Origin of the sequence: Bacillus yapensis (genome assembly GCF_005280205.1) — a bacterium.
In the GTDB taxonomy this organism is placed as follows: Bacteria; Bacillota; Bacilli; order Bacillales; family Cytobacillaceae; genus Robertmurraya; species Robertmurraya yapensis.
The window spans coordinates 120,352-136,236 of record NZ_SUND01000002.1 but is presented as its reverse complement, the minus strand read 5'-3'; the positions used below and the strand labels follow the sequence as shown (position 1 = coordinate 136,236).

General features: G+C 38.9%; 13 protein-coding genes. All 13 read right to left on the bottom strand.

Annotated elements, in window-relative coordinates; genetic code table 11:
* Nucleotides 1-90: 90 nt before the first annotated feature.
* On the bottom strand, nt 91-372 hold the full coding sequence (locus tag FAR12_RS03030) for a DUF503 domain-containing protein (protein WP_126406044.1): 282 nt from the start codon (nt 370-372) through the stop codon (nt 91-93).
* Nucleotides 372-2,609, bottom strand: coding sequence for a translation initiation factor IF-2 (gene infB / locus FAR12_RS03025; protein ID WP_126406041.1), 2,238 nt, complete (start codon nt 2,607-2,609; stop codon nt 372-374). Before infB ends, FAR12_RS03030 begins: the two co-directional genes overlap by 1 nt.
* 19 nt (nt 2,610-2,628) lie before the next feature.
* On the bottom strand, nt 2,629-2,931 hold the full coding sequence (locus FAR12_RS03020) for a YlxQ family RNA-binding protein (protein ID WP_126406038.1): 303 nt from the start codon (nt 2,929-2,931) through the stop codon (nt 2,629-2,631).
* Complete coding sequence (gene rnpM, locus FAR12_RS03015; RefSeq protein WP_126406034.1) at nt 2,931-3,212, bottom strand: RNase P modulator RnpM; 282 nt, start codon at nt 3,210-3,212, stop codon at nt 2,931-2,933. The genes FAR12_RS03020 and rnpM overlap by 1 nt, the downstream gene beginning before the upstream one ends.
* 17 nt (nt 3,213-3,229) lie before the next feature.
* Nucleotides 3,230-4,369 (bottom strand): transcription termination factor NusA, encoded by a 1,140-nt coding sequence (gene nusA, locus FAR12_RS03010; RefSeq protein WP_126406031.1) that lies wholly within the window; start codon nt 4,367-4,369, stop codon nt 3,230-3,232.
* 82 nt (nt 4,370-4,451) lie between these two features.
* On the bottom strand, nt 4,452-4,922 hold the full coding sequence (rimP, locus tag FAR12_RS03005; protein ID WP_126406029.1) for a ribosome maturation factor RimP: 471 nt from the start codon (nt 4,920-4,922) through the stop codon (nt 4,452-4,454).
* A gap of 302 nt (nt 4,923-5,224) precedes the next feature.
* Complete coding sequence (locus tag FAR12_RS03000) at nt 5,225-9,544, bottom strand: PolC-type DNA polymerase III (protein WP_126406026.1); 4,320 nt, start codon at nt 9,542-9,544, stop codon at nt 5,225-5,227.
* A 199-nt stretch (nt 9,545-9,743) separates the two neighbouring features.
* Nucleotides 9,744-11,012 carry an RIP metalloprotease RseP gene (gene rseP, locus FAR12_RS02995; protein WP_126406023.1) on the bottom strand — a complete coding sequence of 423 codons (1,269 nt, stop codon included), beginning with the start codon at nt 11,010-11,012 and terminating at the stop codon, nt 9,744-9,746.
* A gap of 14 nt (nt 11,013-11,026) precedes the next feature.
* A complete protein-coding gene (locus tag FAR12_RS02990; RefSeq protein WP_126406020.1) occupies nt 11,027-12,172 on the bottom strand; it encodes a 1-deoxy-D-xylulose-5-phosphate reductoisomerase in 1,146 nt (381 codons plus the stop codon).
* Between the two features lie 187 nt (nt 12,173-12,359).
* On the bottom strand, nt 12,360-13,139 hold the full coding sequence (locus tag FAR12_RS02985; RefSeq protein ID WP_126406017.1) for a phosphatidate cytidylyltransferase: 780 nt from the start codon (nt 13,137-13,139) through the stop codon (nt 12,360-12,362).
* Nucleotides 13,140-13,161: 22 nt separating this feature from the next.
* Nucleotides 13,162-13,938, bottom strand: a complete 777-nt coding sequence (gene uppS, locus FAR12_RS02980; RefSeq protein WP_126406014.1) for an undecaprenyl pyrophosphate synthase — start codon at nt 13,936-13,938, stop codon at nt 13,162-13,164.
* A 350-nt stretch (nt 13,939-14,288) separates the two neighbouring features.
* On the bottom strand, nt 14,289-14,846 hold the full coding sequence (frr, locus tag FAR12_RS02975; RefSeq protein ID WP_126406011.1) for a ribosome recycling factor: 558 nt from the start codon (nt 14,844-14,846) through the stop codon (nt 14,289-14,291).
* Entirely contained in the window at nt 14,846-15,571 is a 726-nt protein-coding gene (gene pyrH / locus FAR12_RS02970; RefSeq protein ID WP_126406008.1) for a UMP kinase, read from the bottom strand. The genes frr and pyrH overlap by 1 nt, the downstream gene beginning before the upstream one ends.
* Nucleotides 15,572-15,885: the final 314 nt, after the last annotated feature.

Below are 15,885 nucleotides of genomic sequence, written 5' to 3'. Positions count from 1 at the left end.
TGATAGAAGTGTAAGTGTAGCTCCTTGAATCAAGCTACAGCTTACACTTCACAAAAATAATTATTTTAAATGAAAGCGAAAATTTCTGACCTATAACCACTCTATATTTGTAATCGTCCTTTCAATTTCAGGAAAAGAATCGATAAAATTTAGAGCGTTCTGCAGTTCTGTTTCAGTTGAAACATGCGAAGAGGTCACGGCTACAATGGCAATTTTTGTTCTTTGCCAGACATCTTGAAACTCTACCTCTGAAACCGAAATATTGAATCTCTGCTTGAGACGAGTCAACACCTTTTGCAACACGGACCGCTTCTCCTTTAGAGAATGTGCATCATAAATAATACACTCGCACACTGCAAGGCCAACTATCATTAACGTTCCACTTCTTCCATAATATATGCTTCAACTACGTCGCCTTCTTTGACATCATTGAAGTTTTTAATTGTAATCCCGCACTCATAACCTTGTGCAACTTCCTTAACATCATCCTTGAAGCGTCTTAAAGCATCAATTTCTCCTTCAAAAATAACGATTCCGTCACGAATTAAACGCACGCCGCTATGACGAGTGATTTTACCGTCAGTCACATAAGAACCAGCGATCGTTCCAACTTTAGAAACCTTAAACGTTTGACGAACTTCAGCTTGCCCAATGATTTTTTCTTGGAACTCAGGATCAAGCATCCCTTTCATCGCAGCTTCAATTTCTTCAATTGCTTTATAAATAATTCTGTGTAGACGAATATCTACATCTTCTGATTCAGCCGCACGTTTAGCGTTATTATCTGGGCGAACATTGAATCCAATCACAATTGCATTTGAAGCTGCTGCCAATGTGATATCTGATTCATTAATTGCACCAACACCAGTGTGGATGATTTTCACGTTTACGCCTTCTACTTCAAGCTTTTGGAATGCAGCTGCTACAGCTTCAACAGAACCTTGAACATCGGCCTTAACGATAAGATTTAGATCCTTCATTTCACCTTGCTTAAGGTGGTCAAATAGATTATCAAGACTGATACGAGTCTTTTCACTTCTTTGCGCTTGAAGAGCTTGTGTAGCACGAGATTCTCCAACTTGGCGTGCTGTCTTTTCATCTTCAAAGACTACAAAACGGTCCCCAGCTTGAGGTACGTCATTTAAACCAGTGATTTCTACAGGTGTAGAAGGACCAGCTTCTTTTACACGACGACCTAGGTCATTTACCATCGCACGAACACGTCCAAATGTATTACCAACTACAATCGGATCGCCTACTTTTAATGTTCCGTTTTGAACAAGAAGGGTCGCTACTGAGCCACGGCCTTTATCCAATTGAGCTTCAATTACTGTACCAATCGCTTTACGATTTGGATTTGCCTTGTACTCTTCTACTTCACCAACTAGAAGAATCATTTCTAATAAAGAATCAATTCCTTCACCCGTTAACGCAGAAAGCGGAACAAAGATTGTTTCTCCTCCCCATGCTTCAGGGATTAAACCATGCTCAGTTAATTCCTGCATCACACGATCAGGGTTCGCAGCTTCTTTATCAATTTTGTTCACTGCAACAATAATTGGAACTTCAGCAGCTTTGGCATGGTTAATTGCTTCAACCGTTTGAGGCATTACACCATCGTCAGCAGCTACAACAAGAATCGTGATATCCGTGATTTTCGCACCACGTGCACGCATTGTCGTAAATGCTGCGTGTCCAGGAGTATCAAGGAATGTAATTTTCTTACCATTCTCTTCTACTTGGTAAGCACCGATATGCTGTGTAATTCCACCAGCTTCTCCAGCTGTAACTTTTGTGTTACGAATGGAATCAAGTAATGTTGTTTTACCATGGTCAACGTGTCCCATAATCGTTACAACAGACGGTCTTTCAACTAATTCAGATTCTTCGTCTTGAGTGAAGTATACCTCTAAGTCAGTAACGTCGACTTTGATTTCTTCTTCTACTTCAACCCCATATTCTGAAGCAATTAATTCAATCGCATCTTTATCAAGATCCTGATTGATCGTAGCCATAACGCCAAGTAAGAATAATTTTTTGATGATTTCAGAAGGCTCACGATGAAGTTTCTTTGCAAGCTCCGCAACTGTAAGAGAATCACTAAATGTGATTTTAGCAGGAAGCTCTCTTTCTTTTTTCTTAGGAGGCTGAGTGTTTACTTGCTGCTGTTGATGCTTTCCTTTATTCTTTTGGTTCTTGTTGTTTTTATTTTTAAAATTGTTGTTCGGTTGGTTGTTCCCTTTGAACACTTTATTTTCCTTTGATTGTGTTTCTTGTGCACCTTTTTTGCCATCTCGGTTTTTAGGAACAGTCTTTACCTTTACTGTAGAAGGACCAACATTTTTGTCGTCTTCCTCGTCAGCGATGATTGCCTTTTTAGGCTGTTGCTCTATTTTTTTCTCAGGTGCTTTGTTCACTTGAGAATTTTCTTTTTGAGGTTGTTTTTCCTCTTTATTGCTGTAAAGACGGTCTAACTTCTGAATTGTATCATCTTCGATTGTTGTCATATGATTCGAAACCTCTATATTCATTTCTTTTAATTTTGTAATTACGTCTTTACTGGAAATATTATGTTTCTTTGCATATTCGTAAACTCGTATCTTACTCATTATTTCACCCCCGCAAGAATTAATCGAGCAATTGTTTCAGCTTATTTGCAAACCCTGCATCTAACACAGCCACAACGACACGGGCTTCTTTTCCTATCGATTGTCCCAGAGAGTCGCGACTCTCTACCATTCGGACTGGGACGGAATAGGATTTGCATTTATCCGTCACTTTTTTCGCAGTGTTAGCCGATGCGTCCGCAGATAGCAACACAAGCTTTGCCTTGCCGCTTCTGATTTCTTTAACGACGAGCTCTTCACCTGAAATAATTTTACGTGCTCGATTGGCTAAGCCAAGCAATGACATCCATTGATTTGATTTCATTAGGATAGTCGTTTCTCCTTATCTACTAACTCGAGTAACTCATCATAAATTGAATCGTCTATATCAACCTCAAGATGATTTTTAAGAGTGTTTTTCTTTTTTGCTAAAAGAATTGCGTCCTTGTCCTTTGAAAGATAAGCACCTCGGCCACTTTTCTTTCCCGTTAAGTCAATGGACACTTCACCCTCTTTAGAACGAACGATGCGAACGAGTTCTTTTTTCGGCCTCATTTCACCGGTTGCGACACATTTACGCAAAGGAACTTTTTTTCTGTTGTTCATTCATCCCTCACCTCTTTTTACTCGAGATTATCGTCAGTTTCATAATCGAAGCTTAGTTCTGTATCGTCGTCATTTTCCTCATCAAATAAAAGAATTCCTTCTTCTCTTGGGAAAATACCTGCTTCTCTTGCATCTGTCTCTGACTTGATGTCAATTTTCCAGCCTGTTAGCTTTGCAGCTAAGCGTGCGTTTTGACCACGTTTTCCGATTGCTAAGGATAGTTGGTAATCAGGAACAACAACCGTTGTTGCTTTCTCTTCCTCACTAACGATAACATCTAACACCTTAGACGGGCTTAAAGCATTTGCTACAAAAACAACTGGATCACTTGACCACTTCACAATATCGATCTTTTCACCCTTAAGCTCATTAACCACAGCCTGTACTCTCGCTCCTTTTGGACCTACACAAGAACCAACTGGATCTACTTCTGGATTTTCAGAGTGAACAGAAATTTTCGAGCGATCTCCAGCTTCTCTTGAAACGGATTTGATTTCAACAGTACCGTCATAAATCTCAGGTACTTCAATTTCAAATAATCGTTTTAAAAGACCAGGATGTGTACGAGATACAAAGATTTGTGGACCTTTTGTTGTTTTTTCCACCTTTGTAATGAACACCTTGATACGATCATGTGGTTTGTATCTTTCATTTGGCATTTGTTCATTAGCAGGTAAAATTGCCTCAATTTTTCCTAAGCTAACATAGATAAACTTTGAATCTACACGTTGAACGATACCAGTCATAATATCTTCTTCACGATCGATAAACTCAGAATAAATAATACCACGTTCTGCTTCTCTAACACGTTGAGTTACTACCTGCTTAGCCGTTTGCGCTGCAATTCGACCGAAGTCTTTTGGTGTTACTTCAAGCTCTACTACGTCTTCAATTTGATAGTTAGGATTGATCTGACGAGCATCTTCAACAGAAATTTCCAAACGCGGATCGAATACTTCATCCACTACTTCTTTACGGGCATAGACTTTCATTGTACCTGTACCTAGGTTTAAGTCTATTCTTACATTTTGCGCTTGATTAAAGTTTCTACGATACGCGGATATTAACGCCGCTTCAATCGCCTCAATAATTACATCTCTTGAAATTCCTTTTTCTTTTTCAAGTATATCAAGAGCATCAAGCAATTCACTGCTCATTTGAATATATCCCCCTTTAGATCACTATAAACTGATTGTTCATGTTTTTAAATCAAGCACTACCTTTAAAAAGAACTAACGTTTAAGAAAAAGTGACTGCTAGTCGCGCATTTGCGATTTTATCAAACGGAATTTGCACGGTCTTTTTCCTAGTCTTAATTGTCATCTCAATCGTAACCTGACCATCTCCGAATTCTTTTAAAATTCCTTCAAAGGTCTTTCCGCCATCGATTGGCTCATACGTTTTGATAAATACATTTTTTCCAATTGCCTTTTCATAATCCTTATCCTTTTTGAGAGGTCGTTCTGCACCTGGAGAAGATACCTCTAAAAAGTAGTTATATGGAATTGGGTCAAGTTCATCTAGCTTTTCACTAAGCTTTTCACTAACCATTCCACATTCTTCGATGTCAACACCATTTTCTTTATCAATGAACACACGAAGGAACCAATTTTTCCCTTCCTTTACATACTCAATATCTACTAGTTCGAGATTAAGTTCATTAATAATTGGACTCGCGATTTCTTCAACTACTTCAATTACTTTACTCATATATTCCCTCCTAACTTTATCTGTATAGAAATGCATAAAGAATGAAAAGGAAGAAGTGTATCTGATACATACGGCCGGTTATGTATAAAAGCCTGTGAGTAAGAGATGTTGCCTCATAAGTACGTACTTAGAAACCACATCTCCCTCCAAAATTTATCCTACACAACACGAAAGAGTGGGGTAGCCCCACTCTTGTAAACGAGAGTTATCGATAGTATTTCCAATAAAACTATACCATAACCAATATTTTTATGCAAATGAGAACGCATTATTTGCTTGACAGAGACAGAATCATTCATCAATTAGAACAAGGATAATTGATTCTGATCTGGCATTCCAGTTAAGCAACCATGATTGTCCAAAAACTCCATAATCGTTTTGGAAACTTTTCCTCTTTGCTGCAAGTCTTCTTTTGATAGGAATTCACCGTCTTCACGTGCCTTCACGATATTGATTGCAGCGTTCGTTCCAAGTCCTGCGATCGAGTTGAACGGTGGAATTAATGAATTTCCATCAATAATAAACTCTGATGCACTTGAACGATATAAATCTACTTTGCTAAAGGTAAATCCACGCTCGTTCATTTCCAATGCAAGCTCTAGAACAGTTAAGAGGTTCTTTTCCTTGGTAGACGCCTCTAAGCCCTTCGCATTGATTTCTTCAATTTTTGCACGAATAGCTTGAGAGCCCTTAACCATCGCCTCAATGTCAAAATCCTCTGCGCGTACAGTGAAGTATGCTGCGTAATAATAGAGCGGATAATGCACTTTGAAATAAGCAATTCTCACAGCCATTAAGACGTAGGCAGCAGCGTGGGCTTTCGGGAACATGTACTTAATTTTCTTACATGAATCGATATACCATTCTGGTACCTCGTTTTTACGCATCTCTTCTTCCATTTCGTCAGATAGTCCTTTACCTTTACGAACCGACTCCATGATTTTAAAAGCAAATGATGGTTCGAGTCCCTGATAGATCAAGTAAACCATGATATCATCACGACAACCGATAACTTCACTTAGTGTACACGTACTGTTATGAATGAGTTCTTGTGCATTCCCCAACCATACATCTGTACCATGTGATAGACCCGATATTTGAACAAGTTCTGAGAATGTTTTCGGCTTTGTATCCTCCAACATTTGTCGAACAAATCGTGTACCAAATTCAGGAATTCCTAGAGTACCTGTTTTACACATAATTTGTTCTTCTGTTACTCCAAGAACTTCTGGACCACTGAAAATCTTCATAACATCTTTATCATCCGTCGGAATCGTCTTCGGATCAATGCCACTTAAATCCTGTAACATACGGATAACCGTTGGATCATCGTGTCCAAGTATATCAAGCTTCAATACGTTATCATGAATGGAATGGAAATCAAAATGCGTTGTTTTCCATTCAGAATTTCTATCATCTGCTGGAAATTGAATTGGCGTAAAGTCGTAAATATCCATATAATCCGGAACAACGATGATTCCCCCTGGATGCTGACCTGTTGTTCTTTTTACACCGGTACATCCAGTAGCAAGTCTTTCAATCTCCGCACCGCGCATCTGTAAATTATTATCCTGCTGATACGCTTTTACATAACCAAAGGCCGTTTTATCTGCGACCGTACCAATCGTTCCTGCACGGTAAACGTACTCCTCACCAAACAATACCTTCGTATAGTTGTGAGCACGAGGTTGATACTCCCCTGAGAAGTTCAAGTCGATATCTGGTACCTTATCCCCTTTAAAGCCAAGGAATGTTTCGAACGGAATATCATGTCCATCTTTTTTATACTTCGTACCACAATTCGGGCAATCCTTATCTGGTAAGTCAAAACCTGAGCCAACAGAGCCATCATTGAAGAATTCAGAATGCTTACAGCTTGGACATACATAATGCGGCGGTAGTGGATTCACTTCCGTAATTTCTGTCATCGTCGCAACTAACGACGAACCGACCGAACCACGTGAACCAACAAGATAGCCATCGTCTAATGATTTCTTCACAAGTTTATGAGAGATAAGATAGATAACGGCAAAACCATGACCGATGATACTTTTCAGCTCTTTTTCTAGACGCGCTTCAACTATTTCTGGTAGAGGCTCCCCATAGATTTTCTTCGCCATATCATAACTCATCGAACGCATCTCATCTTCTGCACCTTCAATTCGAGGTGTATAGAGATCATCCTTAATTGGTTTGATGTCATCGATCATGTCTGCAATTCTATTCGTGTTAGTCACGACGATTTCCTTCGCCTTCTCCTTCCCAAGGAACGAAAAAGCTTGTAGCATTTCATTCGTTGTTCTAAAGTGCACGTCTGGAAGATTATGACGGTTAAGCGGGTTTGCCCCACCTTGTGAATTAATTAAGATCTTTCTGTAAATCTTGTCATTTGGGTTTAAGTAGTGAACATTACCTGTTGCCACAACAGGAATCTCGAGCTTTTCCCCTAATTTAACGAGATTTTGAATAATGTCTTCTAGCTTACTTTCATTTTGCACAAGCTCTAACTCGATTAAATGAGAATAAACCTCTTTCGGATGTACCTCAATATAATCATAGAATCTTGCCGTTTCTTCTACTTCCTCTGGTGCCTTTTGCATCATTCCCTCAAAAACTTCCCCCTTATCGCAGGCAGAACCAACTAGTATTCCTTCGCGATATTTTTGCAGGACCGATCTTGGAATGCGAGGCACTCGGTAAAAGTAATTAATATGAGCAATGGAGATGAGCTTGAATAGATTTTTTAGCCCCGCTTCAGTTTGCGCAAGTAATGTACAGTGATACGGGCGTGCTCTTTGATAGGCATTCCCTTTCCCCATGTTGTCGTTTAATTCATCATGATAGCTGATTCCTTTTTCAAGGGCTTCCTTTAACATAATAAGCAACAAATACCCTGTTGCCTCTGCATCATAAATGGCACGGTGATGCTGAGTTAATTCAACATTAAACTTTTTCGCCAATGTATTTAAGCGGTGGTTCTTCATTTCAGGATAAAGGAAACGTGCTAATTCTAATGTATCAATGACAGGATTAGTCGCTTTTTCTAAGCCACTTTTTTTATAACCGACATTCAAGAATCCCATATCAAATGATGCGTTATGGGCAACTAATACTGCGTCCTCAGCCCATTTGTGGAAATCTCTTAATACTTCTTCTACTTCTGGTGCGTTCTGTACCATTTCATCCGTAATTCCCGTTAAATCAATTGTAGTTGCAGATAACGGATGATGCGGGTTAGCAAAGGCTTCAAATCGGTCGATAATATCTCCATCTTTAATCTTGACTGCCGCTAGTTCAATAATCGTGTCGTATACAGCTGATAATCCAGTGGTTTCTACGTCAAATACGACATACGTATCTTCTGCAAGAAGACGATGGGCATCATTATAAGCAATTGGCACTCCATCATCGACTAAATTAGCTTCAATTCCATAAAGAATTTTGATATCATTCTTTTTCCCAGCTCCAAACGCTTCCGGGAATGATTGAGCACCCGCATGATCGGTAATCGCGATCGCTTTATGGCCCCATTTTTTCGCTTGGGCAACAAGACTACTAACAGGACTGACTGCATCCATTTGGCTCATTGGTGTATGAAGGTGAAGCTCAACTCGCTTTTCTCCTTCTTTTGCTGTATCTTGTCTTCCAATTGGTTTTATTTCATTTAAGTCATTTCCGATCATAACTAAATCGCGGACGAATGTATCATTTTGAATGCTTCCGCGGACCTTAAGCCACATCCCCTTTTGAACACGTTCAAATTGAGCTGCGTCCTCTTTATCGCGAGAGAACATTTTTACCATGATTGAGCTCGTATAATCGGTAATCTTAAAGGTTAAAAGTGTTCTACCACTTCGCAGTTCTTTCGTCTCCGCTGCGAATACATAACCTTCGATTGCAATGCGACGTTCTTCGTCCACAATATCAATTAGCTTACGGAAATCTGCGTCATCTTTGATCGTAAGTCCAATCTGTAGTGGACCAGAAGGAACTTCAATCCCCGCTTCTTTTTCTGCTTCTTGTTTTTCCATTTCCATTAATGCTTGTAGACCGCGTTCTTGGTCTTCTCGTTGTTTCGCTTCTAAAAATTGCTCATATTGTTCATTTGAGGCTTGTTCATGGATTTCTGTGTCAATGACTACAGGAGGAAATCCAAGTTGTTGGTAAGAATTCGAAATTATTTCTGCGTATTTTTTCTTGATTGCAATTCCTTCTAAATCGTTCGTCACCTTTATAACTACCTTGTTCCCTATAACGTTTGGAATCTGCTCATTGAGTAATTTTAATAAAGGTGGCGCCATTCCTTCAAGCTGCTGGACACAAGTACTCCAGTAATCTAAAATTTGCTGTTCTGAAGCTTGTTGGTTTGTTACTTGAATGGAATAGGAGGTGCTAGCAATATGAGAGAAAGTTTTCTCGAGTTGCGAGGTAAAAAGCGTAAATACGTTTCTTGGTAAAATTTCTTCAAATTTGAAATAAAAATGCCATTTTCTTGCTTGCCTTTCAACCATGACCTTATCGATTTCTGCATTGGTAAAATGAGAAATTGTTTGGTCGTCTGTTAGTTGTAGTTGCTGGAGCAAGTGCTGGAATGCTTCTTTTTTGTCAGAGGCACCACTCATTCACTCTCTCTCCTCTCTATTGGTTCATCTATTTTTCTGTCGACTGTGTCGATTTGGTTTGTTTGTTTTTGAGGTGATTCACGAAAATAATTATACCATAAAGTTCGGGTTATGAGATTTTTGTCGAATTATAAAAATTAATGCCAAATTTATATGTGGAAAAAAACAATGGCTACCTCTAGTGAGATAGCCAATAATCTTATAAGAAGAATCTTTGTATGTCGTTCCAAGTGACGACGAGCATTAGGAGCATGAGTAGAGCGAAGCCGATGAAATGGACCATACCTTCTTTTTGACGGTCAACTGGTTTGCCTCTCAAACCTTCAACAGCAAAGAACATGAGTCTTCCACCGTCTAGGGCTGGGATTGGTAATAGGTTCATAATCCCTAAGTTGATGCTAAGTACTCCTGCCCATTTCATCAAGTATAAAATACCTGACTTGGCAACTGTATCGGTTTGTTGATAGATTCCTACAGGACCGGAAAGTGCATCAATGGAAAACTGACCAGTAACGAGTTTCCCAACCATTGAGAAGATTTCCTTTGTCCAGGTATAGACTTCCTCTCCACCGTAGACTACTGCTTTTAGAGGAGATTTTTCCATCGGGCTGTATACCCCAATAATCCCAATCGTTTCTCCCTCTTCAATTTCCTGTTTCTTCGGTGTTACAGGAATAGTCAACTCCTGTCCATCTCGTTCAAGGTGAAATTCCAATTCCTTCTCTGGACTCTTTTGAATAATTTCGACTACATCAGTCCAACTAGAAATTTCAGCTCCACCAACAGAATAAATAATATCTCCTTCTTGTAGCCCCGCTTCCTTTGCGCTACCATCAGGTGTTAGCTTCCCAAGCATCGGTTCAGTCGACGGAATTCCTTGAATCAAGGCAATAATAACAAAGACAACAAACGCCAGAATAAAGTTCATCATTGGTCCTGCGAAAATCGCCATTGTTCTTTGACCAAGTGTTTTAGATGCAAATTGTCGGTCATATGGAGCAATTAAGCTCTCTTTGCCATTCTCTACAAATACTGCAGTGCGACTAATCTTGAAGGTTTGCAGAACCTCATCGTCATCTTCACCTTCAACATATCCTTTGATAATTAATTCATGTTCAACATCTGCGTATTCTACTTCGATAATACGTAGGTCAGGATACTTCTCTTTGTTGTTAAGAATGATTTTGCTTACTTCTTCATTACTATCAAACATTAAGCCGACGCGATATCCTGGTTTGATTTCGACCATTTCAGGGTCTTCACCAGCCATACGAACATATCCCCCAATAGGTAGGAGGCGGATTGTATAGACTGTATCATTTTTCGTAAAGGAAAAGATCCTTGGTCCCATCCCGATCGCAAATTCACGGCAAAGGATGCCTGCTCGTTTCGCGAAAATTAAATGTCCTAATTCATGAAAAAAAACTAGCGCTCCAAAAATAATAATAAAGGCTATTACTGTACTCAAAATATAACCACCTTTTATTGTAGAAGTGTGTTCACATATGCTCTTGTCTCTAAGTCTACCTCCTGAATGAGAGAAAGATTCGGATTCATCACAGGTTTATGAGAGCTCAATGATTTTTCAATGAAATCCTCTATTTGAAGGAAAGTAATTTTTCCATCTAAGAAGGCTTGCACCGCAGTTTCATTGGCTGCGTTCAATACAGTTGGCAGCGTTCCTCCAATTTTTCCGGCCTCAAAAGCAAAATGAAGGCAACGGAATCTTTCCATGTCCATCTTAGCAAAATGGAGCTGACCAATTTCAGCTAAATTAAGGCGGTTAGCAGTCTTTAATGGGAGTCTATCCGGATATGTTAAGGCATATTGGATTGGCACTCGCATATCCGGTGTTCCTAATTGTGCAATTACACTACTATCGTGGAATTCAACCATGGAGTGAATAATGCTTTCTTTATGAAGTAGGACATCTATTTTTTCATATGGGATATCAAATAGCCAATGTGCTTCAATTACTTCTAGCCCTTTATTCATCATTGATGCAGAATCAATCGTAATCTTTGCACCCATAGACCAATTTGGATGGTTTAGGGCCTGTTCTACAGTTACATTCTGCAATTCTTCTCTATTCTTGTCTCTGAAGCTTCCTCCAGATGCAGTGAGAATAAGTCTTTCAATGTTCTTTTCTTTCTCTCCCTGTAACGCTTGAAAAATCGCTGAATGTTCACTATCCACTGGGAGGATTGGAACACCGTATTTTCTTGCTTCGTTCATTACTAAATGACCCGCAGTGACCAAAGTTTCCTTATTGGCTATACAGATTGTTTTTCCATTCCGAATTGCTTCCAGTGTTGGAAAAAGCCCTACACTTCCGATGACTGCATTAAGTAATATGGAAGCTTTCGGATATGTAGCAATTTCTACTAGACCTTCTGCACCGTAAGTAAACGTGATATTAGGAAACTCATGTCTTAAACGATCAGCATCTTCTTTATTCACTACAGATACAAGTTCAGGCTTATTTTCTACTATAATTTTTCTCGCAAGTGCTATATTACGTCCCACCGACATCGCAACTAGACGAAACTCACTAGGATGTTCTTGAATAATATCCAATGTCTGTGTCCCGATGGAACCTGTTGCTCCCAATAAACTAATATATTTCACCAAATTCACTCCTGAAATAAGAAAAGCGCAGGACCATTGATTATCAGTATTGAATTAGGGTCCTCGTTAAAACAACCCCGCATTTCCGGTTAACGGATTATCGTTCGAATACAGAAAAAACTATCAATGGTCCTAGCGCTGGATAATTCTTAAAGTTGAAATTTAAAAATGGAAGTAAACCGCCATTCTATAATAAATAAAAGAAGTTTAAAAGCGGCCATACAAATAAGAGACTGTCAAAACGGTCTAGTATCCCACCGTGTCCTGGAAGAATATTACCAGAATCTTTGACATTATAATGTCTTTTCAAAGCAGACTCGACCAAATCCCCAAGTTGCCCAAATATCGATAAAGCAATCGTTAAAATACCAAACTCAAGGAAAGATGCATCGATATCCGTGAAAATAACAAAAAGAATAGAGACAATAACAGCCCATACGATCCCGCCGAAGAAGCCTTCAACTGTTTTATTAGGACTAATTTCAGGCCATAGCTTTCTTTTACCAAAAGCACGTCCCATAAAATAAGCACCAGAATCCGTTGCCCAAATCATGAACAAGGAGTAGATAATGTACACAATACCTTCTTCTCTCGTTTCAATAAAATAGAAGAAGCCTAAGCCTACATAAACAATCGCGATAATGGAAAAGCCAACATCCTCAAAAGTAAACTTATTTTTTGTGATCACTGTATAACTTAGAAAGAGTAAGACTGCAATGGCAGCAACCTCAATCTTGGTCAGCGCTATATCTGGCCAAATTCCTTCCGGTAACAAAATAATCCATAATAAAATCAATGAAACAATACCTGGAATGGAAAAAATCTTTAGATTTCGCATTTTTAACAATTCATACAAAGCAACAGATGCCAATAAATATGCTAGTAAAACAATTGGCAGTCCACCTAATATAACTATTGGTAGAAAAACGGCTGCTGCGATAACTGCTGTAATAATTCTTTGTTTCATTATTATATATTCAACACCTTCGTTATACTCCACCAAATCGTCTTTGGCGATTTTGATATACTTCTATTGCCTCCAATAGATGATTTTCATTGAAATCAGGCCAAAGCACATCTGTGAACCAAAACTCTGTGTACGCCAATTGCCAAAGCATAAAATTACTTAAGCGAATTTCTCCACTCGTTCTGATTAAGAGATCAGGGTCTGGAGTATTCTTTGTCATTAAATAAGTTGAAAAAGAATCCTCATTCAACATTTCTTCACTTATTATACCACGTTTGTAATCATCTAAGACACGTTTGACCCCATCGACAATCTCTGCTCTACTACCATAATTCAGGGCAAAATTTAATACTAATCCATTATTTTCTTTTGTTGCGTTCATTGCTCTTTCAATCGCCTTAAGAGTGTGGGATGGCAAGCTCTCTTTATAGCCCATCATCTCGACTCTAACATTCTCCTCGACCAACTCTGGCAAAAACGTCCCTAGAAATTCCTCAGGGAGCTTCATCAAGTAATCAACCTCAGTTTTCGGACGCTTCCAATTTTCTGTGGAGAAAGCATAAAGAGTGAGTCTTTTAATTCCAAGCTGATTAGCAAGCTTAGTAATTTTACGCACCACTTTCATCCCTTCATGGTGACCAGCAATTCGAGGCAACGCCCTTTTCTTTGCCCATCTACCATTACCGTCCATAATGATCGCTACGTGAGCTGGGATAGACTGTTCTTTTATCACTTCTATCTTATCTCGGAGAACGGAAGAATTTTTCGTGTTCTTCCAAGGCTTCATTTTATCTAACATTATTTCTGCTCCTCCAAAGGATGATTTTTCTCTGATTCTACGTACAGTTCGCTTCAATCGGCAGGTATTATTTTATGAGAAAAACAGATCCTTAAAGTCAATATATTCCACTATTTTACCTTTTCTGCATCTATCATACCAAAAATTATGGTTCTTTTCTCAAACTTTATTGCTATTCCAACTAAAAATAAAGATTTATTAAGAAGATAGCATACAAAATAGGGATAGAATATATTTTTCTCAATAAAATGAAGTCTCTAATAAAATATGTACATGCCAACCTTTTTAAGACACAGAAGCAGATAATAAAAGAAAAACCCCCTAAAGATTAGAGGGCCTGAGGAAGAACCTTATACTTCTAAAATTTCTTTTTCTTTATCTTTAGTAAGACTATCTACTTTCGCAATATACTCATCTGTTACTTTTTGAATATCATCTGAATATCCACGAAGTGCATCTTCAGTTATTTCACCGTTTTTCTCAAGCTTCTTAAGATCCTCGTTACCATCGCGACGAATGTTACGGATTGCTACTTTTGCTTCCTCCGCTTCCTTCTTCACGACTTTCACAAGGTCCTTACGGCGCTCTTCTGTTAATTGAGGAATCATTAAGCGAATCACACTACCATCGTTCGTTGGTGTTAAACCAAGATCCGATTTCAAAATCGCTTTTTCAATTTCTCCTAAAACAGATTTGTCATAAGGTTGAATCACTAGAAGACGAGCTTCTGGAACTGACACACCAGCAAGCTGGTTGACTGGAGTTGGTGCACCATAATAGTCAACAGTGATTCTGTCTAGTAGAGAAGCACTTGCACGTCCAGCGCGAATACTTGCAAGCTCACGAGTATAAGCCCCAATAGCTTTTGTCATTCTGTCTTTTACATTAGCAATGACTTGTTTTGGCATTAGTTTTTCCCCCTTACAATAGTTCCAATTGTTTCACCTAGAACAGCTCTTTTAATGTTTCCATTCTCCATGATTGAAAAAACAATGAGTGGGATATCATTATCCATACATAAAGATGATGCTGTAGAATCCATAACTGCTAAGCCTTCTTTTAATACATCTAAATAAGAAAGTTCATCGTATTTCTTCGCATTAGCATCAATTCTTGGATCGGCAGAGTATACTCCATCCACATTGTTCTTCGCCATGAGGATGACATCTGCTTCAATTTCTGCAGCACGTAAGGCTGCAGTTGTATCTGTAGAGAAGTATGGATTTCCTGTTCCAGCAGCAAAAATGACAACTCTCTTTTTCTCAAGATGACGAATCGCTCTTCTACGGATGTATGGCTCAGCTACCTGTCTCATTTCGATAGATGTTTGAACGCGAGTTTCTACACCCTCTTGTTCAAGGCTATCCTGAAGAGCTAATGAGTTCATAACCGTTGCAAGCATGCCCATATAATCAGCATTTGCTCGATCCATTCCCATTTCTTCGCCAATCTTTCCACGCCAGATATTGCCACCACCAACCACAACGGCTACTTCAACACCTAATTCTGCTATATCTTTTACTTGATTTGCCACTGATTTAATTACGGTTGGATTAATTCCAAAACCTTTTTCTCCGGCTAAAGCTTCACCACTTAGCTTTAAGACAACTCGTTTGTATTTTGGACTGCTCATTGGAACCTCCATATGTATATTTCAATTTCCTTGAAGTCTATTGTATCCACGAAGTCGAACGCGACCTCCAAGGAGAAAATTGTATCCTTTTACTTTTGCTGTTTTCGCAATGATTGTAGTTTTCGTAAATGTCCAAGAGCCGACATTTACCCCTCCTATTAGGTTTAAGGGCACACATGATTTTTGCACGGCACTTTTCGTTGCTCCCAAATTGTTTTTTTAGCAATATAGTTAATTTGTATACCAATTTATGAATCGAAAGCAACAACATTTACGAAAAGAGCCTTTTCTTTGAAAAGAGGGAACACAATGTG

Coding starts and splice junctions, on each gene's coding strand:
- FAR12_RS03030 (WP_126406044.1), bottom strand. CDS start 372: ATGATAGTTGGCCTTGCAGTGTGCGAGTGTATTATTTATGATGCACAT.
- infB (WP_126406041.1), bottom strand. CDS start 2,609: ATGAGTAAGATACGAGTTTACGAATATGCAAAGAAACATAATATTTCC.
- FAR12_RS03020 (WP_126406038.1), bottom strand. CDS start 2,931: ATGAAATCAAATCAATGGATGTCATTGCTTGGCTTAGCCAATCGAGCA.
- rnpM (WP_126406034.1), bottom strand. CDS start 3,212: ATGAACAACAGAAAAAAAGTTCCTTTGCGTAAATGTGTCGCAACCGGT.
- nusA (WP_126406031.1), bottom strand. CDS start 4,369: ATGAGCAGTGAATTGCTTGATGCTCTTGATATACTTGAAAAAGAAAAA.
- rimP (WP_126406029.1), bottom strand. CDS start 4,922: ATGAGTAAAGTAATTGAAGTAGTTGAAGAAATCGCGAGTCCAATTATT.
- FAR12_RS03000 (WP_126406026.1), bottom strand. CDS start 9,544: ATGAGTGGTGCCTCTGACAAAAAAGAAGCATTCCAGCACTTGCTCCAG.
- FAR12_RS02985 (WP_126406017.1), bottom strand. CDS start 13,139: ATGAAACAAAGAATTATTACAGCAGTTATCGCAGCAGCCGTTTTTCTA.
- uppS (WP_126406014.1), bottom strand. CDS start 13,938: ATGTTAGATAAAATGAAGCCTTGGAAGAACACGAAAAATTCTTCCGTT.
- frr (WP_126406011.1), bottom strand. CDS start 14,846: ATGCCAAAACAAGTCATTGCTAATGTAAAAGACAGAATGACAAAAGCT.
- pyrH (WP_126406008.1), bottom strand. CDS start 15,571: ATGAGCAGTCCAAAATACAAACGAGTTGTCTTAAAGCTAAGTGGTGAA.